The 25883-nt window shown below is 38.0% G+C and carries 21 protein-coding genes; 4 read left to right on the top strand and 17 right to left on the bottom strand.

Features of this window, described 5'->3' with window-relative positions; translation table 11 throughout:
- Positions 1-3 precede the first annotated feature (3 nt).
- Positions 4-1119 (top strand): non-hydrolyzing UDP-N-acetylglucosamine 2-epimerase, encoded by a 1116-nt coding sequence (gene wecB, locus RUH60_RS04640; protein WP_313805911.1) that lies wholly within the window; start codon positions 4-6, stop codon positions 1117-1119.
- Here wecB and RUH60_RS04635 read toward each other — a convergent pair.
- The 6 genes from RUH60_RS04635 to RUH60_RS04610 are packed head-to-tail and all read right to left on the bottom strand — an operon-like array spanning position 1088 to position 6886.
- Positions 1088-2335, bottom strand: coding sequence for an O-antigen ligase family protein (locus tag RUH60_RS04635; protein ID WP_313805909.1), 1248 nt, complete (start codon positions 2333-2335; stop codon positions 1088-1090). The genes wecB and RUH60_RS04635 overlap by 32 nt on opposite strands.
- 13 nt (positions 2336-2348) lie before the next feature.
- A complete protein-coding gene (locus RUH60_RS04630) occupies positions 2349-3173 on the bottom strand; it encodes a glycosyltransferase family 2 protein (protein ID WP_313805907.1) in 825 nt (274 codons plus the stop codon).
- Positions 3174-4472, bottom strand: coding sequence for a flippase (locus RUH60_RS04625; protein WP_313805905.1), 1299 nt, complete (start codon positions 4470-4472; stop codon positions 3174-3176).
- Between the two features lie 3 nt (positions 4473-4475).
- Entirely contained in the window at positions 4476-5069 is a 594-nt protein-coding gene (locus RUH60_RS04620) for a hypothetical protein (RefSeq protein ID WP_313805903.1), read from the bottom strand.
- A gap of 1 nt (position 5070) precedes the next feature.
- Entirely contained in the window at positions 5071-6225 is a 1155-nt protein-coding gene (locus tag RUH60_RS04615; RefSeq protein ID WP_313805901.1) for a glycosyltransferase family 4 protein, read from the bottom strand.
- Between the two features lies 1 nt (position 6226).
- Positions 6227-6886, bottom strand: coding sequence for a class I SAM-dependent methyltransferase (locus RUH60_RS04610; protein ID WP_313805899.1), 660 nt, complete (start codon positions 6884-6886; stop codon positions 6227-6229).
- A gap of 368 nt (positions 6887-7254) precedes the next feature.
- On the opposite strand from RUH60_RS04610, the gene RUH60_RS04605 reads away from it, so the two are divergent.
- Positions 7255-10617, top strand: coding sequence for a CotH kinase family protein (locus tag RUH60_RS04605; protein ID WP_313805897.1), 3363 nt, complete (start codon positions 7255-7257; stop codon positions 10615-10617).
- A gap of 104 nt (positions 10618-10721) precedes the next feature.
- The gene (locus RUH60_RS04600; RefSeq protein ID WP_313805895.1) at positions 10722-14051 is read left to right on the top strand and encodes a CotH kinase family protein; all 3330 of its coding nucleotides are present in this window, start codon (positions 10722-10724) and stop codon (positions 14049-14051) included.
- Here the strand turns inward: RUH60_RS04600 and rfbD are convergent, their stop codons facing one another.
- Genes rfbD through RUH60_RS04550 form a run of 10 tightly spaced genes read right to left on the bottom strand, consistent with a single transcriptional unit; the run spans position 14052 to position 23289 of the window.
- On the bottom strand, positions 14052-14945 hold the full coding sequence (gene rfbD, locus RUH60_RS04595) for a dTDP-4-dehydrorhamnose reductase (RefSeq protein WP_313805893.1): 894 nt from the start codon (positions 14943-14945) through the stop codon (positions 14052-14054). It lies immediately after the preceding gene.
- Positions 14939-15490 (bottom strand): dTDP-4-dehydrorhamnose 3,5-epimerase, encoded by a 552-nt coding sequence (gene rfbC / locus RUH60_RS04590; protein WP_313805891.1) that lies wholly within the window; start codon positions 15488-15490, stop codon positions 14939-14941. The genes rfbD and rfbC overlap by 7 nt, the downstream gene beginning before the upstream one ends.
- 4 nt (positions 15491-15494) lie before the next feature.
- Positions 15495-16352, bottom strand: coding sequence for a glucose-1-phosphate thymidylyltransferase RfbA (rfbA, locus tag RUH60_RS04585; protein WP_313805889.1), 858 nt, complete (start codon positions 16350-16352; stop codon positions 15495-15497).
- Positions 16353-16394: 42 nt separating this feature from the next.
- Positions 16395-17408, bottom strand: coding sequence for a dTDP-glucose 4,6-dehydratase (gene rfbB / locus RUH60_RS04580; RefSeq protein WP_313805887.1), 1014 nt, complete (start codon positions 17406-17408; stop codon positions 16395-16397).
- The gene (locus RUH60_RS04575) at positions 17408-18394 is read right to left on the bottom strand and encodes a hypothetical protein (RefSeq protein WP_313805885.1); all 987 of its coding nucleotides are present in this window, start codon (positions 18392-18394) and stop codon (positions 17408-17410) included. The genes rfbB and RUH60_RS04575 overlap by 1 nt, the downstream gene beginning before the upstream one ends.
- A gap of 12 nt (positions 18395-18406) precedes the next feature.
- A complete protein-coding gene (locus RUH60_RS04570; RefSeq protein WP_313805883.1) occupies positions 18407-20095 on the bottom strand; it encodes a DUF6909 family protein in 1689 nt (562 codons plus the stop codon).
- Between the two features lie 43 nt (positions 20096-20138).
- The gene (locus RUH60_RS04565) at positions 20139-20978 is read right to left on the bottom strand and encodes a carboxypeptidase-like regulatory domain-containing protein (protein ID WP_313805881.1); all 840 of its coding nucleotides are present in this window, start codon (positions 20976-20978) and stop codon (positions 20139-20141) included.
- Position 20979: 1 nt separating this feature from the next.
- On the bottom strand, positions 20980-22467 hold the full coding sequence (locus tag RUH60_RS04560) for a GH3 auxin-responsive promoter family protein (RefSeq protein ID WP_313805879.1): 1488 nt from the start codon (positions 22465-22467) through the stop codon (positions 20980-20982).
- Between the two features lie 8 nt (positions 22468-22475).
- Positions 22476-22817 carry an SdpI family protein gene (locus RUH60_RS04555; protein ID WP_313805877.1) on the bottom strand — a complete coding sequence of 114 codons (342 nt, stop codon included), beginning with the start codon at positions 22815-22817 and terminating at the stop codon, positions 22476-22478.
- 1 nt (position 22818) lies between these two features.
- On the bottom strand, positions 22819-23289 hold the full coding sequence (locus tag RUH60_RS04550) for a peptidase (protein WP_313805875.1): 471 nt from the start codon (positions 23287-23289) through the stop codon (positions 22819-22821).
- Positions 23290-23497: 208 nt separating this feature from the next.
- Between RUH60_RS04550 and tatA the strand changes: the two genes are divergently transcribed.
- Positions 23498-23680, top strand: a complete 183-nt coding sequence (gene tatA, locus RUH60_RS04545) for a twin-arginine translocase TatA/TatE family subunit (protein WP_313805873.1) — start codon at positions 23498-23500, stop codon at positions 23678-23680.
- A 53-nt stretch (positions 23681-23733) separates the two neighbouring features.
- On the opposite strand, the gene RUH60_RS04540 is transcribed toward tatA, so the two are convergent.
- Entirely contained in the window at positions 23734-25857 is a 2124-nt protein-coding gene (locus RUH60_RS04540; RefSeq protein ID WP_313805871.1) for a Tex family protein, read from the bottom strand.
- Positions 25858-25883: the final 26 nt, after the last annotated feature.

Here is a 25883-nt window from a genome sequence, read left to right as displayed (position 1 = left end):
CTAATGAAAAAAATATTATTCCTTTTTGGAACACGACCAGAGGCAATAAAAATGGCTCCTTTAATTGCTAAATTCTCTGAAGATAGACATTTTAACATTAAAGTAGCTGTTACTGCTCAACACAGACAAATGTTGGATCAGGTGATTTCTTTTTTTGACATCAAGGTAGACTATGATTTAGATGTGATGACTCACAATCAAAGCCTTCACAAACTAACATCAACACTGATAAGTAGAATAACCGATGAGATTTTAGTAAAGGAAAAATTTGATTTTGTTTTTGTACAGGGAGACACGACAACTGTATTAGCTGGAGCTCTTGCAGCCTTTTATCAAAAAATTAAAATCGTTCATATTGAAGCGGGTTTGCGAAGTCATGATTTACACTCACCTTTTCCTGAGGAAATGAATCGTGTTTTGACCAGTAATTTAGCAGATTATCACTTTTGTCCAACTGAAAACTCAAAAGAATTCCTTTACAAAGAAAACATCAAGGAAAATGTTTTTGTTGTTGGCAATACTGTAATAGATGCTTTATTTGAAGGGCTTCGAAAGATTGATGCTTCAACAGAAGCTCTTTTTAAAAAGAAATATTCAAACATTAATTTTGATAAAAAAATTATTCTTATTACTTGCCACCGCAGGGAAAATTTTGGGAAACCTTTCCAAGAAATATGTGAATCCATTTTAACTTTAGCAGACCAATATCAAAAGGACTTTGAATTTGTTTATCCTGTGCACTTAAACCCCAACATTAAGGAAATTGCAGAGGATAAATTAATTGCTGATAACATTAAACTAATTGCTCCTCTTGACTATCCTGAATTGATATGGCTAATGAATAAAAGCCACCTAATATTAACAGACTCTGGCGGTATACAGGAAGAGGCCCCAAGCTTGGGAAAACCTGTTCTTGTATTGAGAAATCTCACAGAGCGCATGGAGGGTGTTGATGCCGGAACAGCAATTTTAGTAGGCAGCAACAAAACAAAAATTGTAGCAGAAGTGAGCAGGCTTATTGAGGATGATGATTATTATCAATCTGTTTCTAACTCAGTAAATCCTTATGGAGATGGAAATGCTAGCGTTAAGATTCTGTCAATTCTTTCTTTGAATTAGAACTAAAAAACAATAACCCTCCCAAAATAAAAACAAAAATATCTTTCGTATTATAGATGCCGGTAATTGTTAAAGTAGTAAAGAAATAAATTAAACTGATAGCCGATATAAAAACACTTTCAAACGAAAAAGGTGCATAAACCTGTCGGTACAAAACAAGTAAGAAAAAGACATAAATCACTATACCAAAGACGCCAATCTTATAAAAAACGTACATATACCCATTGTGTAACTCAGATATGTATCTCATACCCTTGCCATCATCTGTGAGAGGGGCTTTGAATTTAAGATTTACTAACGACCCATAACCCGTCCCTATTAAATAGCTACTTTTATTATCAGCCATCAAAGTCAAAGCTCTCTTCGCTTCATAACCTCGCCAATGATCCCACAAGTGCTCATGATTTTCGCGATTGATTCTAGTTTTAAATAGTTCCTCTGGCGCAATTTTAATTTTATACAAAAAAGCTTCTAATCCAGGCTTATCCCTTTCTATATTTGTCGAATATAAGTATGCGTATAAAAACCCTATTATAAGTACAAAAAAAGCAATGATTTTTATCGATTTCTGGTTAATCTTCGTGTAACCATATATTGAAATAGTCATAATAATTGCTACAACCATCATTGTTCTTGAAAAATACAAAAAACAAGAAAAGATTAGAATTCCTATGAAAAATTGTCTTTTTGTTACAGAAGAAAAAATCGGAAATTTAAAAAACCGATCATAAAATAGTAAAAAAAACAAAGCTATAAGTTCTAAATAATTATCTCTTGCATACTCTCTGAAACTATTCACCGAACCCTCCGAAAGATTACTGAAAAACAAAAGAATAATAAAATGAACAAAAGCAGATAATAACCCACAAATTATAATGGTTTTAATAAATATTTTTTTATCATTTATTACTTGATAAAAAAAATAACCTATTAACACCCCTAAAATTGGTTTAATAAAATGAAATATATCCTTTAAGGTTTCGGTTAAGGGGTTATGATGAATAAATGAGCCTAAAAAACCTAATAGAAAAATCAACAACAAGGGCAAAATAACGTATAAAGCTTTATAGGTGATTCTTGCTCTTTCCAATAAAAAAAATAAACTAATACCCCCCAACTGCAAGAAAGTATTTACCTTAAAAGAGGGTAGATACATTTGGGCAAAAAGCAACAATATAAAAACAGCTGTGTAAAATTTTACTTTATTTATCTTCATTCTTTCTGTTTTGTTAAAAAGTAAAATTACGCATTCCTACTTTTTGTTTCAAATGCTTAACGGTTTCGTTAATTTTTAATGCATACAGCAGCAGGCACTTTTTAAATCCATGAAAATGCTTGTTAATATAAATTTTATATCCTGCGATTAACATTTTATTCTTGGATACATCAAAGCCAACAAAATGGATGTATGAACACTTTGTTGAAAACACGATTTTATATCCTTTATTTACTATTCTCTTGCAAAAATCTACATCCTCAACATACATAAAATAATCCTCGTCAAAACCTTCTACTTCATTGTAAACACTTCTTCGCATTAAAAGGAATGATCCACCAAGCCAATCTACATCGTACCTTTCTTTTGAAAAAACCCCGCTTGCTGATTTGTAATCAAATTTTAGAAGTTTTTTTAAAACCATCATATTCCAAAAATTTGGAAATTTACCGAAAGCCGGAAGATAGTTGCTGTTCGAATCTAACATTTTAATCCCCAAAGCACCAATGCTTTCATCCTCTTTTAAAATATCTAAAACAACTGATAACTCATTTAAAAGAATTGTATCATTATTGAGAAGCAAAATGAAATCACCCTGAGCATAACTTACACCCAAATTATTTCCCCTACCAAACCCCAAATTAATGCCTGTTTCAAAAAGACGCACATCTGGGTAATTTGATTTAATAAAATTACAACTATCATCTTTGGAATCATTATCAACAACGATAATTTCAAATGAAACACCTTTCAACTGAAGATAAATAGAGTCAAAACAATCCTGAAGATATCTTTGACCATTATAATTAACAATAACTATAGAAAGTTCTGGTTTCATTTAAAAAAAAGTGTAAAATCCTAATTCTCTCTTTATAAAAACAACACAAGTTGCATTAAGAAAAACAGTAGCAATTAAACTGGCAATTGCAGCCCCTTCAATCCCATACAATCCAATAAAGACATAGTTCAAAACAATATTCAAAAGCACACAAACAATATTAATCCTCAATAAAATATTCTGATTATTGGTTAAATTAAGTATTTGATCGACATTACCGCAAAGAGAACTAAAAAAAGCAGAAACTGTAATCAATAGCAATACTGTATACCCCTCCGTAAAATCAGCGCCAAATTGTGCTAATAAATATTTGCCAAACACAAACAAAAAAAGAACGATTGGAAATGTTAAGATCACTACAAGTTGTGTGGTCCTGTTAATGATTTTTTTTAGCTCTTTTAAATCCTCTTTCTGATAAAATTCTGAAATTTTTGGAACTATAATGACATTCATTGTGGCAGTAACTATTAAAACCAAAAAACCTATTTTAAAAGCAGCATTGTAAATGCCCACTTCTCTCTCATTAGTCATTATTCCCAGCATCAAAATATCAGTCCAATTCAAAAGAAGCACCATAAGTCCACTAAACATCATCGGAACAGAGGTTTTCAAAATCTTAACATAAGACTTAAGCTGCAAACTACTTAGAAGCAAATGGGGACGACGAAAAAAAACAATTGAAAATTCTGCTATGAAAGTAATCACAAAAGATAAACAGAATAAAACAGTGATGTAATAACTATCTTTTAGTAAATGTTTAAAGGAGAAAAGAAAAATTGTGAAAAGAATGCTTGGTAAAAAAAACATAAAAAAACCAAAACGAATAAACTTTTTTAAGGCGATAAAGTAATATAAAACTACCTCATGAAGTAATAAGAAAGGTAATGCCAAAGCCAAAATTTCGAAATGTTTTGTTAGGGCAAAATTATTAAACAAACTACTTAGAATTTCACTTCCAAAAAACAAAACGGAAACAGGTAACACTGAAATCAGTAATATTAGTTTCATTATCTTACCTAAGAAGTACTCAGGTACATTGTTTTCTTTAAAACTCTCTTTACTGATTTCAATTATTAGAATATTTTGCACACCTAAGGTAAAAACCATCAGTAAAATCAATATAACAGTTTGCACTAAAGAGAATATTCCGTATGTCTCAGCACTATAGTAATGAGATATTAACCAGATATTAGTGAAGCCCAAGAGCATTCCGATGATTCGAAATAAAAAAGAAACACCTCCTTGGGAAAGGAGGTATTTAAATATACTAGGCTTCAAAAAATTCTGATCTATTTTCAAAATCTACTTGATAATATTTTGTATTTGAGTAGTTAGAACTTCTCTAGAAAAAGCAAATGGGTCATAATTTCCATTCACAACTTTAGGCTTGGCAATTGCTTGATTTCTATTATAATCAATATATTCGTTTGGAATAAAATACTGATAGAAAAGGGTGTCTTTAGCTTCAAAAGATTTCTGGAAATATTGCATTTTAAAATTCTTAATTTGAATTTCCTCTTGCTCTTTATTGCTTCCAAAATCAAAACGTAACTCTGTAGGCATCATGTCTTCGGGCAAAGCGAATTCTACTTTTTGAACATTATCACTACCTTTAACTACTGTTGTAACACATTTATCAAAAACCCAATCTTTCATTGTTTCATCTTTGAAATACAATTGCAGACTGTCATCTTTTTTGATAATTAAATCAAAGGCAACTTTAAATGTTTCTTTTGGTTGTTCTGCCACTTTAGTTTCTGCCGCTTCAGTTTCTTTATTATCTTTACAAGCCACAACCACCATCAAGGCAAATAGTGACGCTAAAATTTTTTTAGTTTTCATACCTTTATTAAAATTTTTGAGCAAATTTATATATTTTTTTTTATCATTTAACATTCTACAATTTTTTTATTTCATATAAAATATCACTGATTTTTTTACCCCAACTACCCCAATTTAAATCCTTCAGATAAAAAGATCTTGAATTTTGACTAAGTCTGGAATACAAGTCTGCATCCTGGAGAAGTGTTTCTATTTTTAGAGCATAATCTTCTGGTCGTGAATTCATATTTAAAGCATATCCGTTGAAGTCATCGATAACAAGTTCTGAAACACCTCCAGTATTATTCGTTAGTACCGGTATCCCAAAAGCATTGGCCTCACAAAAAACTATCGGCGAACAATCTGCTTTGGTTGGAACAAAAAGTAAATGTGTTTCTTGCATTAGAGTTTTGAAATGTTCTAAATGCTCCGGGAGGTTTTTATTAAGAAAGGGGATGATATTAATCTGATCATCAACAAATGGAGGAACACATCCGCAAACTGTCAGCGTAACATTATATCCTTTTTCTTTCAATAAAAGAAAAGTTTTGTACACAATATCTCCTCCTTTTCTTTCCCAATTTACACCTAAAAAAAGAAGATTAAAAGCACGATTGTTGCCCGTTTGCTTTTCCATATATAATATAGACTGGTCTTCGACATTGGCTCCAAAAGGAATAATAGCCAGTTTTTCCTCCGAAACCCCATACTCCTTCGCTACATAATTTGCTGCCCATCTCGAAGGATAAACAAAAAAAGCTGCCTTGTCTATCGCTTTCTGTTCAATATAATTCGATTCTTTTCTAGAAAAGTCAAACAAATCCGAAAACACTGGATAATACCCGTTAAGTTGACCGAAAGACGAATCTGAGAAATAAAGGATTGGTAAATCTGTCTTTAAAAATGCAACCTCTGTTGAAGCGGCTGGAGCAAAAATAACTTCATAATTTCCACGTTTCAACTTCTTGTTGATAACCAAAGACAGCAGATAACTCCGTAATATAGAGTTGTTGTGGTTGTATCCTTTTTTAAAAACCAAACGGGTAATTTTATTTACAACCCCTAAGGATTTTAACAGTAAATTATCAATCGGACCAATAGATTCTACAACTAAAAAATGCTGGCGCAGTTCCTGTAACATGCAATAATGAATTCCAGACCAGGAACGCTTGTCGTTCGGATCTGTTGCTGTCAAAAAAGCAACCCTCAAATTTTTCTTGGTGTGTTGCATGCTATTTAGAAGCCTTTACAAGATACTGTACGGTAAGAAACTCTTCAAACAAACCAAATGTAACGGTATTAAATATTTTTGCCACAGATCGCCCTTTATAAATTTGTATAGCACTAACCATCGTTTTTACCTGCAAGCCTGAGTTAAGCACTAATGCAAAAATATTCTTTCTGCAAAAAAAACGAAGGTGAGTATAGTCTAGTATTCCGCTCTCTTCGTAGCGAAAATCCCCTCTGAAAAATATTTGCATCATCGCGCTATAATGTCTGATGTTGGGAATGCTGATATAAATGCTTCCGTTATCTTTCAAGTATTTTTTTATTTTTTCAAGTGCCTTCTTTGGTTCAATGAGATGTTCTAAAACATCCGGAAGAAGAATGATATCAAAATACCCTTCATATTCGGCTAAATCAATTTGCTCTATGTTTCCGAATATAAACCTATCTACTTTTTTGTACCGTTCCTGATGCTCTTTGTCTTCAAAAAGATCTACTCCAACAGTCTCTTGAGCCACCCCGCTATTTTTTAAGAACTCCAAAGTAGCACCGTATGCTGCACCAATTTCAAGAACTTTTAAATTTCTTTCCTGCTTACCGATTAACCCTATTAAATCATGCCTTATATTGGAATAATAATCTGCCTGTTTGTCTTCGTAGTTCATTTTTCTTTTAATGTGAAATTATAATCGGAGCTGAAGCAGTTTGAGATTTTATCTTCAGAAAACAAATGCTGTTACTCAGATCTTTATCCTTTTGCCTTTTACTTCCTTTCTGGAAAAGTCAAATATAGCTCTATTTATTCTATTTCCACATTGTTTTCATTGCAGGTGAAAATTTCTTTTTGGCTGGATTTGGAAAATCATTATTTTTTTCTCGTTAGGAGCCCCTATAGCGAATGTAGAACATAAAAAGACTGCTCGCTTGTAAATTTCATTCTCTTCATCGTAAAAATCCCCCCTTAACCGAAAAAAAACACACTTCCTTTAAATATTAAATAAATTTATGTGTTTAATATTCAATAGGTTGTGTTATGAAAGTTTTGTACTCGTTCCTGTTGTCCCTTGCAATCTCATTTTTTTTCAACCTACACGCGCAAAGTCTTACTATTAACGAAGTACTGGCTTCCAATACCTCTGTAAATGCTGACGAAGACGGCAACTACGAAGACTGGATAGAAATCTACAACTATGGCGCTACATCCGTGAGTCTAAATGGCTTAGGGCTTACCGACAATCCGGCGGTTCCTTTCAAATGGGCTTTTCCGAACATGACTTTGAATGCCGGTCAATATTTATTAGTCTGGTGTTCCGATAAAAACCGAACTGCTCCCGGAAATCCGTTGCATACCAATTTCAAAATCAGTGCGAGCGGTGAAGCGGTTTACTTGAACAGCCCAATAAACGGAACCTTGAGCACTGTTACCGCAATCGCCTTACCGGATAATATCTCCTACGGAAAATCTCCCAACGGAACCGGCTCCTATTTTTATTTTGCAACGCCAACCCCGGGGCTTCCGAATTCAACGACTACTTATTCCTCGGTTTTAGCCAACCCGACATTTTCGCATCAAAGTGGTTTTTATACGACTAATTTCAATTTGTCTTTATCGACTTCGGCTTCAGGTGCAACCATTATTTATACTGTGGACGGTTCCGAACCAGATCCAAATAATTTGAGCGGAACAACCTATTCCTATAAAAACAGCTATCCGGAATTAGCCGGACAAAGTGCTGGCCCATTTTTACAAAACAGTTTCCGTTCCTTTTCCTATACGGCACCAATAGCTATCGCCAACCGAACAGCACAGCCCAACAAACTGGCAGCCATGTCATCCACTATTGATTTTAATCCTGGGTATTTTCCATCGGGCAATATCTTCAAAGGAACTGTAGTTCGGGCCAAAGTGATAAAAAGTGGTTCGATTCCTAGTGCTACCGTAACCAAAAGTTTTTTTGTGACGCCGGCTGGTGTGGCTGAATTTTCACTTCCGGTAGTTTCCATCAGTTTAAGTGAAAATAAGTTTTTCGATTATACCAACGGAATTTTCGTAGCCGGAAACAAGTTTGATTTGTGGCGTGCGGCCAATCCAACGGTAAACGCCGATATTTTTGAAGGGAATTTCGACGCCAATTTTGAAAGTTCCGGAGATGCCTCCGAACGTAGCGGAAACATCAGTTATCTGGTCAATGGTACCGAAGTGATGAATCAGGATATCGGCATCCGAATCAACGGCGGCATGACCCGAGCCTGGCAAAGCAAATCGCTCCGTTTGGTCGCTCGTTCCGATTATGGAAATGAAACGATGAATTATCAGTTTTTCAGTGAGTTGCCATTAACAACTTTCAATCGGTTAATTCTTAGAAACTCCGGTGGTGATTTTATCGAAACCATGTATCGCGATGCTTTTGCCCATGAATTGGTAAAATCCAGCGGCATCGAAACGCAGGCCTATCAACCTACCGTAACTTTTGTGAATGGTGAATATTGGGGAATTCTCAACTTACGGGAACGTTACGACAAATACTATTTCAAAAATGTTTATGGTTTTGCCGAAAACGAAGTCGATTTGCTAGAAGACGATTTGCAGCCTGAAGAAGGTGACGCTGTGCATTATCAAGCCATGGCAAATTATCTGGAAAACAACAGTTTGGCTGTTCAGGCAAATTACGATTATATCAAAACCCAGATGGATGTGGAAAACATGCGGGATTATTACATCTTCAATATTTATTTCGATAATACCGACTGGCCGGGCTGGAACACAATGTTCTGGAGAAAACGAACTGCTGCTTTTGTACCGAATGCCTTACTCGGTCATGACGGAAGATGGCGCGCCGGTATGAAAGACAACGACGATTGCTTCGGAATTGCGGTCGGAACCAACAACCATAACAACTTAGCGGTGGCAACAGCTCCAAACGGGCCAATATATCCGAATCCTCCATTTTCTACGTTGATTTTAAGAAGTTTATTGGCCAATACGGAGTTTGAAAATAATTTCATCAATCGTTTTGCGGATTTGATGAACTCGTACTTTCTGCCAAGTCGTTTCCAATCCATTTCCAATACGATGAAAGCTAGAATTCAACCGGAAATACAAGACCATATCGACCGCTGGAATGCAACCGATTATGCCTGGTGGGAAGACAGCATCGGTTTGATGAATGCTTTCGGGAACGAGCGTCCGGCTTTTCAGAAAAATCATATTCGTAGTAAATTCGGCATCACCGGAAGTGATCGAACCATCACGCTTGATGTTTCTGATGTAGCTCAGGGTTTTGTAAAAATGAACACCATCGACATACTCGGCAGCACCCCAGGTTTGAATGCGAATCCGTATCCTTGGAGCGGACAGTATTTCAACAATGTTCCGGTGAAAATTAAGGCGATTCCTTATAACGGTTATCAGTTCAGTCATTGGAGTGGCGCATCCAGCAGTACTAATGCGGAAATCACTTTAACCCCAACAGCTAATCTTTCGTTAACGGCACATTTTTCACCTTCCGGACAAGGCAATACTCCTGAAATTTTATACTTCTGGATGATGAATGACGCCATTGTGAATGATACTCCGTTAACTTCGATGAATTCAACCTATGAATTTGCGACAGACGGTGTGTTACAATACCAATCTTGTTTGGCAGGTTATCCCTTCACAAGCGCGAGTCCAAATTGGCGAAAAGCATCCTTGGAACGCAGAAACAATCCAACACCAATCAATTATTTTCCATTGGTAAACGGCAATATTGCTTATGAAAATTCCAATATGCGAGGCTTGCAAGTCAAACAACCGTTTCAGAGCGGAAATAATGTCAATACTTTGATTTTTACTATTCCGACGACCAATCACAGAGATATAAAATTCAACTTAGCCTTGGTTGATGAAGGTGCCGCAACTGGCGTAACCATTGATTATGCTACTAATGCTGGAAGTCCGACTTGGACAAGCGCAGGCATGAGCAGTTCCTCCTTTCCTATTTCAAATACCTATCAGGAAATTGAAGCGAATTTCACTCCGATTGTGGCAGCTAATGACAATGCCAACTTTAAAGTGCGTTTACGATTTACCGGTCCTAACATGACTGCGGATGCCGGAGCGCGAATCACATTCAACAATGTGAGTGTGGAAGGTGTTGCGATTACGTTAAATACGGAAGAACCGATTGCTGCTCAAAAATTCCTGATTTACCCGAATCCGGTGATAGACAAATTAAATATTGCTCACGAATTTTCATCGGTCGCCTATCAAATTTTCACCTTGGAAGGTAGAAAAATACTTGAAGGAACTCTTGAAAATAAAGAAATTAACCTAAACCAATTGGCAAGCGGTGTTTATCTGTTACGCTTACAAGCCGACGGTAAAACTGAAACTAAGAAATTCATTAAGAAATAAGTGCGTAACCCAATCTTTCGCTTTTTACAATTCATTTAATCCTTTTTAATGGAGTATTGCTCCTGTTGAAAGTGATTAAACCGTTCACTACTAAACAGGAAGTCATGAAGAAAATTACTTTTTACACAACACTGGGTTTGATACTTTTGAATACTCTTACTGTTCAAAGTCAGAATCTGGTTATCAATGAAATTTTATCCACTAATGTCAACTCGTTAACCGATGAAAACAACGATCACGAAGACTGGGTTGAACTCTACAACAACGGTGCGTCACCTATTGGTTTGCTAGGTCACGGCTTAACGGACGATCCTGCTTCACCATTTAAATGGACTTTCCCGCAGGTTACGCTGAATCCGGGCGAATATCTTTTGATTTGGTGTTCCGATAAAAACCGCCGCGTGCCTGGCAGTCCATTGCATACGAATTTTAAAATCAGCAGTTCGGGAGAAACCGTTGTGCTGACCAATCCTTCGGGAACAACCTTGCAAACTGTAAATCCTGTTAGTTTACAAAGTGATGTTTCTTACGGCCGGTTTCCCAATGCAACCGGTGCTTTTACTTTTTTCCTGCCGGCAACACCAAATGCTGTTAACAATTCAACAACCTATGCCGAAGTACTGAGCGAACCCGTTTTTTCTCAAAACTCCGGATTTTACACCAGTGGATTCAATCTTTCGCTAAGTTCTGCAGAAGTCGGAACCACGATTATTTACACCTTAGACGGTTCGGAACCCAATGAAAATAATCTTTCCGGAACCACTTACAGCTATAAAGTTCAATATCCGGAATTGCCCGGACAAGCTTTCGGTTCTTTGTTACAGTTTAGCTTTACTTCCTTGCAATACAGTGCTCCTATTCCAATTATTGACCGCTCTTCGGAACCCAATAAAATTTCGACGATTTCTACGACTTGGGATTTTGTTCCGCCCTACATCCCGAACGGACCGATTTTCAAAGGGACTGTTGTGAAAGCAAAAGTGATAAAACCCGGAGCATTGACCAGTCCAACAGTTACCAAAAATTATTTTATATCGCCTCAAGGTGTCAATCGGTTTACATTACCCGTGATTTCGGTAAGTCTGGATGAAAATTCTTTTTACGATTATACCGATGGTATTTCTGTGGCCGGCATTGATTTTGACACTTGGCGAGCGGCCAACCCAACGGAAGAAGTCAACGAAAACCTCGGAAATTTCAACCGTTCCGGAGATGCCTATGAACGTTTAGCCAACCTCAACTATTTCGTCAACGGACAGGAAGTCATCAACCAAAAAGTAGGTATTCGGATTCATGGGGATTATTCGAGACAATATCCGAGTAAATCGATGCGGGTATATGCCCGTTCTTCCTACGGAAAAGGAGAATTGGACTATCCTTTATTCTCAGACCAACCGTATCCGGCTTATGAACGTGTCATTATAAAGAATTCGGGAAGTGATTTCTACAACACTATGTTTCGGGACGCTTTGTGCAACGAACTGGTTAAGGATTTGCGTATGGAAACCGAAGCCAGCCAACAGGTTATTACTTTCATCAACGGAGAATATTGGGGCATTTTAGCCTTACGCGAACGCTACGACAATAATTATTTCAAACTGGTGTATGATATCAATAATGTTGATTTGTTAGAAAATGATGGGGAAGTTAAAGAAGGTGATGATGTCGATTATCTTTCACTCATCAACTACTTTGAAACTAATGATTTAGCCATTCCTGCGAATTACGACTACATTAAAACCCGCATTGATCCCGATAGTTTTATCGATTATTTCATCAGTAATATTTATCTCGAAAACGACGATTGGCCGAGCAACAACATCGTGTATTGGCGCAAAAAAACGGCTGGTTATATTCCTACTGCTCCTTATGGGCATGATGGTCGCTGGCGTTGGGCATATCACGATGTAACCAGTACTTTTGGCAATCCGGAATTCAATTCGTTGGAATATGCCAGCACGGACAATATTGCCATCAACGACAGTCCTTGGTCGACTTTGCTGTTAAGAAAATTATTAGCGAATACCTCTTTTAAAAACGAATTCATCAACCGTTTCGCCGATTTGATGAACACCAACTTTCTAGCCAATCGTATCAACAGCCAAATCGATGTGATGGCAGCCGAAATCGCACCTGAAATGAACGATCAGTACTTCCGTTGGAAAGGTCCGGAAGACGATGGCGATTGGCAATACCATATCAACGAAGAAAAACTGTTTGCCAACCAACGGGCTGTTCATCAGCGAACACATATTCGGGAGAAATTCAGTATCGCTTCCAATTTGGATATCACTTTAAATGTATCCGATGCGAATCATGGTTTTGTAAAAATCAATACTATAAATATTAAAGACGGAACGCCAGGAATTATAGGCAATCCCTATCCTTGGACGGGAATTTACTTTCACAATATTCCGATCACGGTAAAAGCTGTTCCGTTAGAAGGTTATGTTTTCGATCATTGGTCTGGTGATTCCACTAGTACGGAAGCTGAAATTACTTTGACACCTACAGGAAATCTGTCTTTAACCGCTCATTTCAGTCCGGACGAACCAACTGGGTCACAGGAAGTCGTTTACTTTTGGATGATGGACACGGCAATTCCGAATGATACCCCGCTTACCGCTTTAAATTCGAGTTATGAGATTTCCACCAATGCCGTTTTGAATTATCAGTCGTGTTTAGTGGGTTATCCATTTAACAACAGCAATCCAAATTGGCGCAAAGCATCCATGGAACGCCGCAACAGTCCAACGGAATTGAATTATATTCCGTCTGCCAACAATAATCTTAATTTTGCTAATTCAAATATGAGAGGGCTTCAAGTTACCCAACCGTTTCAAAGCGGAAATCTTGAAAATACGATGGTTTTCAACGTAGCTTCTTCTGGGCACGAGAAAATGAAATTCGGATTTGCTGTTAAAGACGAAGGCGCGGCAACGGGATTATTGCTGGACTATTCGATAAATGTCGGAGCACCTACTTGGACCACTGCAGGCATGCCGGTTTCAGCATTTCCGATTAACGGAACCTATCAGCTGATTGAAGCCGATTTTTCATCCATTCCGGCTACGGATAACAATGCTGATTTTAAAATTCGGATTCGTTTTACCGGACCCAATATGATGGCCGATACCGGAGAACGGGTGACGTTTAACAATATCAGTGTCAAGGGAATGCCTATTACTTTAGGAAATGTTGAGGTGACCAAAAACAGATTTCTCATTTATCCTAATCCTGTTGGAAATGCCTTGCAACTGCTGCATGACTTTGCTACAGTTCAATATGTAATTCGTTCTTTAGACGGAAAAGAGATTTTGAGTGGAATGGCTGATGATAAAGTTGAGGTAAACACGCTCGCTTCGGGCATCTATTTAATCACCTTTCAAACGGAAGACGGCATTCGGGAAACTCAAAAATTTGTAAAACGGTAATTATCCTTGATGTTCCAACAGGGAAGTTTCCCAAGAAGCAATAGAAATTCCGAATATTGATTTGATTTTGGTTTTATCCAAAACGCTATAGCTTGGACGCTTCGCCGGTGTTGGATAAGCCGATGAAGGAATCGGCTTTAAATCAATAACCACCTTGTTAATGCGGAAGATTTCTTTGGCAAAATCATACCAGCTGCAGTGTCCTTCGTTGCTGAAGTTGTAAATACCAAAATCGGTTTTACGGCTTTGGATAATCGTCAGCAAAGCATTTGCCAAATCAACAGCGTGCGTTGGCGTTCCGATTTGGTCGTCCACTACTGATAACGTATCGCGTTCCGAAGCCAGACGCAACATCGTTTTCATAAAATTATGCCCGAATTGGGAATACACCCAAGAAGTCCGAACAATAAAATAATTATCGATTATTGCCTGAATGGCCTGTTCGCCTTGTAACTTGGTTAAACCGTACGTGCCGCCCGGAAAAGGAACATCGGTTTCCAATAAACCTTTTTCATTTTGAAGCGGCAGTCGCAATTCTTTGTCGTAATAGGCCGTTCCTTCCGAAAACTTGGCATCGAACACAAAATCCGTAGAAACATGTAACAATACAGTTTGATGATCCAAACAACATTTTGCTAAATTTTCAGCGCCGGTTACATTAATGGCAAAGGCTTTCTCGGGTTCACTTTCGGCTTTATCTACAGCGGTGTACGCTGCGGTATTGATGCAGAAATCTGGTTTGTACTGTTTGAATATTGTTTGACAATTATCGAAATCGGTAATGTCCAAGTCTGAAGATGTGCAAAACACAAACTTCATTTCCGGATAAGTTTCTGCTATAAACTGCAGCGATTGTCCTAATTGTCCGTTAGCGCCTGTAACTAAAACTACCATGCTTTTTTAGCGTTTCCCAAAGTAGGTAAAACAGTATCTTTTTCAGAAATTAGTAATGCTTCTGACGGAAAATTCCAGTCGATTCCGATGGTTGGATCATTGTAAATGATTCCGCCTTCCGATTCTTTGTTGTAGAAATTATCGCATTTATAGAAAAAAACAGCGGTTTCACTCAACACCAAAAACCCATGTGCAAATCCTCTTGGAATGTACAATTGTTTCTGATTGTCTCCACTTAAAACCTCTGCCACGTAGTGTCCGTAAGTATCGGATTCCGGACGAATGTCTACCGCAACATCCAATACTTCACCTTTTAGAACACGGACTAATTTCGCCTGAGCGTGGTCTCCTGTTTGATAATGCAATCCGCGTAAAACGCCGCGAGTGGAAAACGATTGGTTGTCCTGTACAAAATGTACTTTTTCTCCTGTTCCTTTTTCGAAAGTCTGCTCGTTGAAGCTTTCCATGAAATAGCCTCGGGAATCTCCAAAAACGGTCGGTTCCAAAATAAAACAGCCTTTCAGTTTGGTTTCGGTAAATTTCATTCGATTATAATAAACTCATTAAGTGTTTTCCGTAGCCGCTTTTTAACAACGGTTCGGCTAAAGTCTTTAACTGATTGGCATCGATGAAACCCATTTTATAGGCCGCTTCTTCAATAGCACCGATTTTTAAACCTTGGCGTTCTTCAATTACCTCAACAAATTGTCCGGCCTGCATTAACGACTGAAACGTTCCGGTATCTAGCCAAGCGGTTCCTCGGTCTAAAATACTAACCTGTAATTTGCCTCGGTTTAGATATTCTTTGTTTACATCGGTGATTTCTAATTCACCACGATGACTTGGTTTGATGTTGGCCGCAATGTCCACTACATCATTGTCGTAAAAATAAATTCCCGGAACTGCGTAATTCGATTTTGGTTGTGCCGGTTTTTCTTCAATCGAAAGTACTTTGCCGTCTTTGTCGAAATCTACCACACCGTAACGCTCCGGATCGTGAACATGATAGGCGTAAATGATTCCGCCATCCGGATTGTTGTTCGCTTGAAGCAATTCGGCTAAACCAGTTCCGTAGAAAATATTATCGCCTAAAATCAAAGCTACTTTATCGTTGCCTACAAATTCTTTTCCGATGATGAACGCTTCGGCTAATCCGTTTGGATGCTCTTGGACTGCATATTCAAAACGACAGCCTAATTTACTTCCGTCGCCCAACAATTGACGAAATAACGGTAAATCGTGTGGCGTCGAAATAATCAATATTTCACGAATTCCAGCCCACATCAAAGTTGATAATGGGTAGTAAATCATGGGTTTGTCGTAAATCGGCATCAACTGTTTACTCACCGCTAAGGTTAGCGGGTGCAAACGGGTTCCGGATCCTCCGGCAAGTATAATTCCTTTCATAAGTCAAAGTTAGAAGTTAGAGGTTGAAAACAGCTTAAAACCCTAGGCTTGAAACTTGTTTAAATACCAGTCAATGGTTTTCTCAATACCGGTTTCGAAATTTTCATCGGCTTTCCAGCCTAATTCGGTTTCTATTTTGGTAGCATCGATGGCATAACGCATATCGTGTCCCGGACGGTCTTTCACAAAAGAAATTTGGTCTTTATAACTTCCGGTTTGTTTTGGCTGCTTTTCGTCTAAAAGAGAACAAACCTTGTCTACGATGTACAAATTGTTGCGTTCGTTTCGCCCTCCGATATTGTAAGTTTCACCCGATTTCCCTTTCTGAAACGCCAATTCGATTCCTTTGCAGTGGTCTAAGACATACAACCAATCGCGAACGTTTTTCCCATCGCCATAAATCGGAATATTTTCACCTGATAAGGCTTTACGTATAATCGTCGGGATTAATTTTTCATTGTGTTGTTTCGGACCGTAATTGTTGGAACAGTTGGTAGTTACCACATTCATCCCGTAGGTATGAAAATAGCTGCGAACAATCATATCGGAACCCGCTTTCGATGCCGAATACGGACTGTTGGGTGCATACGGCGTCGTTTCTTCAAACAAACCGGTTTCGCCTAAAGTTCCGTAAACCTCATCAGTGGAAACATGATGGAAACGAGCGTTTTTGAAGGCTTCTTTGTAATCGTTCGGACCATTCATCCATAATTTTCGGGCAGTATCCAAAAGATTGAATGTACCTAAAACATTGGTTTTGATAAACGCTTCCGGTCCTGAAATGGAGTTATCCACATGGCTTTCCGCAGCAAAGTGAATCACATCGTGGAATTGATATTTATGGAACAATTCTTCAATAAAAGTTCTATCACAAATATCGCCTTGTACAAAAGTATACCTTGGATGTTCAACAACTTCCTTTACATTTTCTAAATTTCCGGCATACGTAAGCAAATCCAGATTGACCAAATGATACTCCGGATTATTCTCAATAAAATAAGGAACAAAATTTGCTCCGATAAAACCGGCTCCACCGGTCACTAATATGGTTTCCATTACGCTAGGTTTCTTTTGGCTAATTGGCGTCTGTAGAATCTAATAAGTAATCCAAATGAGATAAACAACCCTACAAATAGTATCGGTAATATCAACTTCATCTTCCCATTTACCGCTTTTGTATTCTTTATATTTAATGTCTTACTGTTATCATTTATTATTTTACTCGAATTAAATAAATCTAAACGAATTAACCCTTGCTCTTTAATTAGCTCTTCTTTTGTTTTAATTACTTCATTTAACTGTGTGTTCTCATTATAATAAACGAGTTTGTCGTTTCTATGGGTTGTGTTTGAAGTTGAGTTAGAAAACTGATCTAAAATACCATTAATCTGTGAAATTGTATGTAAATTCTCACTCATTTTGAGATTAAGATTATTCAAATACCCTTTTTGAATTGTTTTATAATACTCGCTATCGTTAAAAAAGGACATTAATGGCTCGAATGTTTTGTCTAAACTTGTTAACTCTGACGTTGTGTAAGATATCAAATGATAGGTGTAATTTCTACTTATCAAATCATTTTCTGCAATTTTTCCCAAATCACTATCTTCAGCCATTAATTTTAAAAGTTCAAAATTTTTCTCATTTCCTTCTACAAACTTAAAAACATCAACAATTGGTTCAATCTTAATTGTTAGTACTTTTTTAGGATTCTTTATTCCTATTGATTTTAAGAAAACAGTATCTCTTTCTTTAATCTTAGATGATATTAAATCAACTTTTGAATATAGATAATTAATGCTTCCAAAATTAGGGGAAACAATAATCTGATGATCATACACTCGATTGTTTTTATCTATAAAATATCCTAAAACAGCACCTCCTATGAGTAATATCAGTAAAACAATTATATTTCTGCGGATAAATAATATTCCGTCAAAAATCCAATCGATAAAAGACTGAATTGCGTCACCTATTTTCTTGGAAAGTAATCCTAAATCAATTTCCTGATCATTAGGATTCGTTTGAGGACTTGTGCTCATAAAGTTGTGTGGTTATTTTACGTTAAAAATTTGTTCTACAATTTTAATAGTTATCAAATAGGTTGGTTTTACACCAGTCGTTCCTAATCCCCCTGAAGCAAGTGTACTTCCCGTTTCCAAAGGATTATCCGAAGCATAATATGCATAACGAACCTTCACATTAGGGTTGATGCTCTTACGGATTTTAGAAGCCGATTGTACCGCTTTCTGATAGTACGATCCTTCCATTTCCAAGCCAATCGCACCCCAAGTCGATTCGTGGAAGAATTTCAACAAGTCCTTGTTTTGAAGCGAGGTTCCTAATACGGTAACCATTGGCCCTGCAAATACCGGAATATCGTTTCCGTCGAACATTCCCTTAGTCAATTCGTTGTCAAACGGATAATTGTCTGCGGTTCCTTCGTTAATGTGGGCGTTCGGAATCATGATGTCGCCTTTCCCGCCTTCCAGAATTCCGGCTTTCCCCATGATGGAAACGGATTCTACATTTAAGAAAACTTTTCCTTTTCCGGATTTATAGGGTTTTAACAATTCATCAATCGTTTCGTAAGCCTGCTCTCCGAAGGCATAATCCATTACTATCAATACCGGTTTGTCTTTCCCTAAATTTGCTTTCGGAAAGGCCGATTTTTTCACATCGATTTTAGCCGTATCAAAAATTTGTACGTCGATGTTGGTACCGGAGGTGTCGGGTAAAGAAATCATACCGTGTTGTAACGCGAAATCTTCTACTTTCTTGCGCAACGGATCATTTCCGGATTTACTCAAATCTTCAAAAATCTGAAATTCGTCTCCGTCTTTGTATTTTTTTCCAAGAACCGGCTCCGCAAAAATCGAGTTCATCACACTGTGCATGTTCGCACTGATAATGTGAATCGGACGTGCCAATAAATCGTTTTTCTCTAAAACTTCTTTGATATTGTTCGCCCAAATTTCACCGTAAATATGATGTCCTAAGCGTTCTCTCAAAATCGGACTGAAAGTGATGGTGCGTTTGTTATTGTCCACTACTTCTTCAATAGCTAGTTTTCCTAACCAGTAGATAACGTGTAAAAAACGATCTGGTTTTTCTTTGGTACCGAAACCGTCATAAATGTCGATTACTTCGGCAAACGTTCTTCCTAAAATGTTGGAAGCGTGCGAAATTGCTTGCTCTCTGTCAACCAAAGAAAGTTTCTTATTCTGTAATACTACTTGCTCTAGTTTTTCCCAATCGCGGGTTAAACGACCGTCTTCATCAATCAAAACGCGGTCTTTGATTTTGTGCGATTCGATGAAAATGAAAGTCAAGTGAGTTAAAATGTCGTAGATGTCCGAACGTCCGCGCGTGATTTCCACATTCATCTGTTCGTCGTCAATGCGGTAACAGTTTCTTCTTCGTTTCGGCGGCACAATCGGTTTGAAATGGGATTTCGAATAGCCTTCGTCTGACGTTAAATTGATGTAACGACACTCTTCAATCCCTACCGGTAAACGCTCGATTACGTACAATAAACCGTTCAGTTCGACTTTTTCTTCGGCTATGGAACCGTAAATTTCAGGGCGAAGTGATAATAAGGCTTCGCGTAACGTTTCTCCCGACACACCCATTGGTTTGTAAAAACCTCGGTTAAACAAGTGTCGCATCGTAATGTACAGTCGCTCGATAGCAGCCGAGGACTCTTGCGCTCGTGAGCGCGAAATGTTCTTTAATTCTTTCATTAAATTTTCTTTTTTCTAACCTGCAAATATAGGCGTTTATTTTTTAATTGGTCAATAGTAGATTTATTGCAGGTTCGTAGACTTTATTTTCAGTCGATTCAGCCGCAGACTGAACGATTTTCTTTTGCCATTTTCCACCCGTATATTCAAAAATAAAAGTTCGGGGAACGCGGTTGTATAATACTAACGGATAGAATCTTCCGCCTTGGTTTCTGTTGTCATCAATCATCAGTTTTTCAAAGCCGATGTAAATTCCGTTTTGGGGCATCGTCAATCCTAAATCGGAAATGTTGAAACTGCTTTTACCCACACCTTGTTTTACGGTTACGCGGTATTCGTCCTGCAAAAGCTCTATTCCCGGGCTTCCGTCTGGGTTCACCTTGTAAAAATGGAGTTTGAGTAACGCTTCCGGAATTCGGGTATCGGTATAAATAATTACTTTTTTCAGAAATTTGGTTTTCTTGTAACTTTCGTGATACGGGAAATATTTCAAATCGATGCTGGGCGCATTGTCAAAAGCTTCGCTTAAACTGTTTTCGGTCTCGCCAATTTCTTTGATTTTGGTTCCTTTTCTTGGAATAATAAGCATTTCTTCAAGCTCTGTTGCTTTCTGAACCATCAGTATAACATTCTCTGATAGTATTGCTTTTTTGATTTTCTCATAGCCCAAAGCTGAAAAAATCAAGGTCTTATTGCCATTGGTGTTTATTCGGAACGAACCGTCTTCCTCTGAAGTAGTTCCAATACTTTCATTTTCCACCCAAATACTTACATACGGAATCGGTTTTCCGGTAAGGCTGTCTTTAACCACGCCTCTGATTTGTGCCGAACAAGCAATGGGAAATAAGATTAAAAAAAACAATATTCGGTGGAATGGTTTCATGCTACTTTGTTTGCAGGACATCGGCTATTTTTCGATCGTTCGATAATCGCGGTAATTTGTTCTGTCCGCCCAATTTTCCGATGGATTTCATATACTCCTGAAAACCGTTTGGAACCACTAAAGAAATCACTACGGTTCGCAACACATTGCCAACGATTAAATCGTCGTAGTACACATTTTGTTGGCGCATGGCGGCGTCAATTTTCAAGGCAAATTCATCCAAATTGTTTGGTTCGTTTTCAAATTCGATAAACCATTCATGATAGGGTAAGCCTTCGGCGGGATTGATTTGTGGCGCTACGGTGAATTCGTTCACGCGTACATCAGTGCCTTCCATCGCTTGTTGTAACGCGGCTTCCACTTCTTTTCCAATCACGTGTTCACCAAACGCGGAAATATAATGTTTGATCCGACCGGAAACGATTACCCGATACGGTTTCAAACTCGTAAATTGCACTGTATCGCCAATATTGTACGCCCAAAGTCCGGCGTTGGTGGAAAGAATCAAAACGTAATTGATGCCCAATTCGACTTCGCCGATAGTGTAGCGTTTTGGGTTTTCGGTAAAAAATTCGTCCGCTTTGATGAATTCGTAGAAAATCCCGGAATTCAACAGCAACAACATGCCTTTTTCCTTTTGGGAATCCTGATAGGCGAAAAACCCTTCCGAAGCCGGAAACAATTCAATGGAATCAACTTTTCGTCCGATTAGGTTTTCGAACTTGGCGCGATAGGGTTCGTAATTCACACCGCCGTAAATGAACAAATTGAAGTTTTTGAAAATTTCACCAACCGGTTTGTTTCCTTTCTCTTTTAATTTTTCGAAATACATCTGCACCCAACTCGGAATACCAGAAATAACAGCCATGTTTTCGTTGATGGTTTCTTCCACAATCGCATCGACTTTGGTTTCCCAATCATCAATGCAATTCGTTTCCCAACTTGGCATTCGGTTTTTTTGTAAATATTTCGGAACGTAATGCGCTACGATACCGGACAATCGTCCTAATTTGACGCCGTGTTTCTCTTCTAAAATTGGGCTTCCTTGTAGAAAAATCATTTTCCCATCGACAAAATCAGCGTTTCCGGTTTCGTGGATGTAACTTAGAATCGCATTGCGCGCAGCTTCGATATGATACGGCATCGATTCTTTGGTAAGCGGAATGTATTTGGCTCCCGAAGTCGTTCCGGAAGTTTTAGCGAAATAAATCGGTTTGCCTTTCCACAGAATATTTTCTTCGCCTTTTACCACGCGGTCAACGTAAGGTTTTAAAGCTTCGTAATCGCGAACGGGAACTTTGGTTGCAAAATCTTCAAAAGAAGAAATTTGGTCGAACTGATGGTCTTTTCCAAATTGTGTGTTTTTCGCTTCCTTCAGCAATTCCTGAAACACTTTTTGCTGTGTTGCAATAGGATTATTGGCCCATTTTTGGGTTTTCTGATGAATGATGGCGGCGAATTGCTTGGCGAAAAAGGCTTTTAAAGACATTTCTAAAATTACTTTATTTTCTTAAGATCTTGCTCGGTTGTGAACAAGACGTAAAAAACAGTTAACAGCACCAATCCGATGCTTGAAAACAATCTTATTTTATCCGAAAAAGCGAAACTATTCAGTGCTAATCCTAAAACAATAATAATCAATCCGCTGACAATTAATTTTTTAGCCGAAATTTTCTGTGCCTCATCCCAATGTTTCTGCGATTGCATGGAAGTTCCGGTTCGGTAACCGTACAACGAATTAATGTTCTTTGGCGGAAAAAAATATTGGATTGCTCCGGCCACAGCGAAAAGTACTCCGCCTAAAATCGGTAATTCCACTAACTGATGCAACCATTCCATATTATTTTGTTTTTGAAGATTCTACTTGTTTTCGCAACTCGAGTTCGCTTTCGGAAGCATCCACTTCGATTAATTCCGGATCAATTTGTTCCGCAGCGATGATGGAGTCTACGTTGAGTTTGGCATATTCCAAATCACCATTCAGAACCTTTTTAATAGATTCTACATATAAGTTGTTGCGTTTCATCGCCTGTTCCAGCGAATCGGATTTTAAGGTAAGTTCAACTGCTTTTCGCTTCAAATCAGTGGACGCATAACCTGGAATATATTCGCGAAGCGGGGTAAAAGCGATAATGTAAGTTGTTACGAAAATAATCAAAACCGCACCCAATGTGGCTACGATAAAAACGTTCATTAAGGTCAGACGAAGGGAAAAAACTTCAGCAAAGGTGTCTTCGTTCAATATGACCAAACGGTTTTTACTGAAGAGTTGTTTCTTGATTTTCTGGCGTTTCAGTCGCTTTTCAGACATGCATCGGGTTTGATTTACAAATATAAGTAATATCGCCTTGGAACATAACAAGTTTCGGTAAACCTTTTGGGCTTTTGGTTAAAGAAAAGCTAAATTTGAGCTACTTTCTTTAAAAACAAAGGAGTAGTTGTTTGCAAAATCGATTTTATGGCTACCTTTGTCGGATACGTTTAGAATAAAAACAACAAAAACATAATTTCAAAATATCATGGGAAAATTAGGAACTACCGAAATAATCTTAATTATAGTGGTAATCGTTTTACTTTTTGGCGGTAAAAAAATTCCGGAATTGATGAAAGGTTTTGGAACCGGAATCAAGGAATTCAAAAATGCAGCTAAAGGGGAAGACCAAGCAGCAACGAGCAAAAAAGAAGAGGAAGAAAACAAATAATCTTTTCGCTTTACGATATGAAAAAGCCCAAACTTTGTTTGGGCTTTTTGTTTTTATAGAATCATCGTGAGCTGAATACGTTTTCGAGCTTCGTCTACTTCAACTACTTTTACCTGAACGTGTTGGTGTAGTTTCACCACTTCGTTTACATCGCTTACAAAACCGGCTTTGAGTTGGGAAATGTGTACCAAACCGCTTTCTTTGATTCCGACATCGACAAAACAACCGAAAGCCGTAATGTTGTTCACAATTCCAGGTAAAATCATTCCCGAACGCAAATCGTTGATGGTTTTTACATTCGGATCGAATTCGAAAACTTTGGCCGCTTTTCTCGGATCTAAACCTGGTTTTTCCAATTCCTTCAAAATGTCTTTCAAAGATAAAATTCCGATATCGTTGGTAATATAATTTTCGGCTTTAACCGAAGCTATTTTTTCTTTATTAGCGATTAACTCATTGGTTTTGATGCCTAAATCTTTCGCCATTTTTTCCACAATACTATATGCTTCCGGATGTACTGCGGAATTGTCCAATGGGTTTTTTCCATCTTTAATTCTGATAAACGCTGCGGCTTGCTGAAACGCTTTCTCACCCAAACGCGGCACTTTTTTCAATTGTTTACGGTCTTCGAACGGACCATTTTCGGAACGATAGGTCACGATGTTTTCCGCCATCTTCTCCCCGATTCCGGATACGTAACTCAACAAGGCTTTGCTTGCTGTATTGATATTGATACCGACGGAATTCACGCAACGAACTACTGTTGTGTCCAATTCTTCTTTCAATTTGGTTTGGTCGACATCGTGTTGGTACTGGCCTACTCCGATGGATTTTGGATCGATTTTTACCAATTCCGCCAACGGATCAGACAATCTTCTGCCGATAGAAACCGCGCCACGAACCGTCACGTCATAATTCGGAAATTCTTCTCTTGCAATTTTAGATGCAGAATACACTGATGCGCCTGCTTCGGAAACCACAAAAACCTGAACCGGCTTGTCAAACGCAATTTTCTTGATGAAGAATTCGGTTTCACGACTTGCCGTTCCGTTTCCAATGGAAATCGCTTCAATGTTGTAAGCGTTAACCATCGACTTGATTTTCTTCATCGCCATAGTCGTTTCGTTTTGTGGCGCGTGCGGAAAGATAGTTTCGATGTACAATAAATCGCCTTTTTCGTCCAAACACACTACTTTACAACCCGTTCGGAAACCAGGGTCAATCGCCAAAATTCGTTTTTCGCCCAACGGTGACGCCAACAACAACTGACTCAAATTTGCCGCAAAAACCTGAATGGAATTGATATCGGCTTTGGTTTTGGCTTCTTGCAAGGTTTCGTTGGAAATTGCGGGTTCCAGTAATCTTTTGTAACTGTCTTTAATCGCCAATCGCAATTGATCGGCGGTTTCGTTATTGTTTTTAATAATATTGTCTTCGATAAAACCAATAGCTTCCTCCTTCTCCACCTCAACGGAAAGTTTCACAAATCCTTCATTTTCAGCACGCAACATCGCTAATAATCGATGCGCCGGCGCTTTGGAAACCGGTTCGCTCCATTCGAAATACTGTTCGAATTTTTTGGCGGCTTCATCGTCTTTTTTGCCTTTCACTACTTTAGTTGTAACAGCTGCTTGACGCTGAAACATTCGGCGCAGGTTTTTACGGATGAATAGGTTTTCGTTAATCCATTCGGCGATGATGTCGCGGGCACCTTGAAGCGCTTCATCTTCGTTGACTACTTTATCGCTTAAATATTTGGAAGCGATATACTCCACATCGTCTGAATTTTGCGCCATGATGATTTTCGCTAAAGGTTCTAAACCATTTTCACGAGCAGTATCGGCTTTGGTTTTTTTCTTCTTTTTGTACGGCAGATACAAATCTTCAATTTCCTGCAACTCGAAACTGTTTTCAATTTTCGCTTTCAATTCCGGAGACAAGGCGTTTTGCTCTTCTATCGATTTTAAAACACTTTCTTTTCGTTTGATGATTTCCTCAAACTGTTTGTGGTATTTGGCAATATTTTCAATCTGAACTTCATCGAGATTCCCGGTTTTATCTTTTCGGTAACGAGCGATGAAGGGAATGGTGCAATCTTCGGCTAATAATTGTAAGGTTGCCTCAATATTTTTAGAAGCGGTCGGAACAAACTTCAGGATGTATTCGGTTGTGGTCATTCGTATCATTTAAAAGGCTAAAATAC

The sequence above is a fragment of the Flavobacterium sp. genome, assembly GCF_032153895.1.
Classification (GTDB): domain Bacteria; phylum Bacteroidota; class Bacteroidia; order Flavobacteriales; family Flavobacteriaceae; genus Flavobacterium.
This window is presented reverse-complemented; position numbering and strand designations above follow the sequence as displayed.

Coding starts and splice junctions, on each gene's coding strand:
- wecB (WP_313805911.1), top strand. CDS start 4: ATGAAAAAAATATTATTCCTTTTTGGAACACGACCAGAGGCAATAAAA.
- RUH60_RS04540 (WP_313805871.1), bottom strand. CDS start 25,857: ATGACCACAACCGAATACATCCTGAAGTTTGTTCCGACCGCTTCTAAA.
- RUH60_RS04615 (WP_313805901.1), bottom strand. CDS start 6,225: ATGCAACACACCAAGAAAAATTTGAGGGTTGCTTTTTTGACAGCAACA.
- rfbA (WP_313805889.1), bottom strand. CDS start 16,352: ATGAAAGGAATTATACTTGCCGGAGGATCCGGAACCCGTTTGCACCCG.
- RUH60_RS04570 (WP_313805883.1), bottom strand. CDS start 20,095: ATGAAAGAATTAAAGAACATTTCGCGCTCACGAGCGCAAGAGTCCTCG.
- RUH60_RS04575 (WP_313805885.1), bottom strand. CDS start 18,394: ATGAGCACAAGTCCTCAAACGAATCCTAATGATCAGGAAATTGATTTA.
- rfbC (WP_313805891.1), bottom strand. CDS start 15,490: ATGAAATTTACCGAAACCAAACTGAAAGGCTGTTTTATTTTGGAACCG.
- RUH60_RS04635 (WP_313805909.1), bottom strand. CDS start 2,335: ATGAAGATAAATAAAGTAAAATTTTACACAGCTGTTTTTATATTGTTG.
- RUH60_RS04565 (WP_313805881.1), bottom strand. CDS start 20,978: ATGAAACCATTCCACCGAATATTGTTTTTTTTAATCTTATTTCCCATT.
- RUH60_RS04630 (WP_313805907.1), bottom strand. CDS start 3,173: ATGAAACCAGAACTTTCTATAGTTATTGTTAATTATAATGGTCAAAGA.
- RUH60_RS04555 (WP_313805877.1), bottom strand. CDS start 22,817: ATGGAATGGTTGCATCAGTTAGTGGAATTACCGATTTTAGGCGGAGTA.
- rfbD (WP_313805893.1), bottom strand. CDS start 14,945: ATGGTAGTTTTAGTTACAGGCGCTAACGGACAATTAGGACAATCGCTG.
- rfbB (WP_313805887.1), bottom strand. CDS start 17,408: ATGGAAACCATATTAGTGACCGGTGGAGCCGGTTTTATCGGAGCAAAT.
- RUH60_RS04605 (WP_313805897.1), top strand. CDS start 7,255: ATGAAAGTTTTGTACTCGTTCCTGTTGTCCCTTGCAATCTCATTTTTT.
- RUH60_RS04600 (WP_313805895.1), top strand. CDS start 10,722: ATGAAGAAAATTACTTTTTACACAACACTGGGTTTGATACTTTTGAAT.
- RUH60_RS04620 (WP_313805903.1), bottom strand. CDS start 5,069: ATGTTAAATGATAAAAAAAAATATATAAATTTGCTCAAAAATTTTAAT.
- RUH60_RS04550 (WP_313805875.1), bottom strand. CDS start 23,289: ATGTCTGAAAAGCGACTGAAACGCCAGAAAATCAAGAAACAACTCTTC.
- tatA (WP_313805873.1), top strand. CDS start 23,498: ATGGGAAAATTAGGAACTACCGAAATAATCTTAATTATAGTGGTAATC.
- RUH60_RS04610 (WP_313805899.1), bottom strand. CDS start 6,886: ATGAACTACGAAGACAAACAGGCAGATTATTATTCCAATATAAGGCAT.
- RUH60_RS04560 (WP_313805879.1), bottom strand. CDS start 22,467: ATGTCTTTAAAAGCCTTTTTCGCCAAGCAATTCGCCGCCATCATTCAT.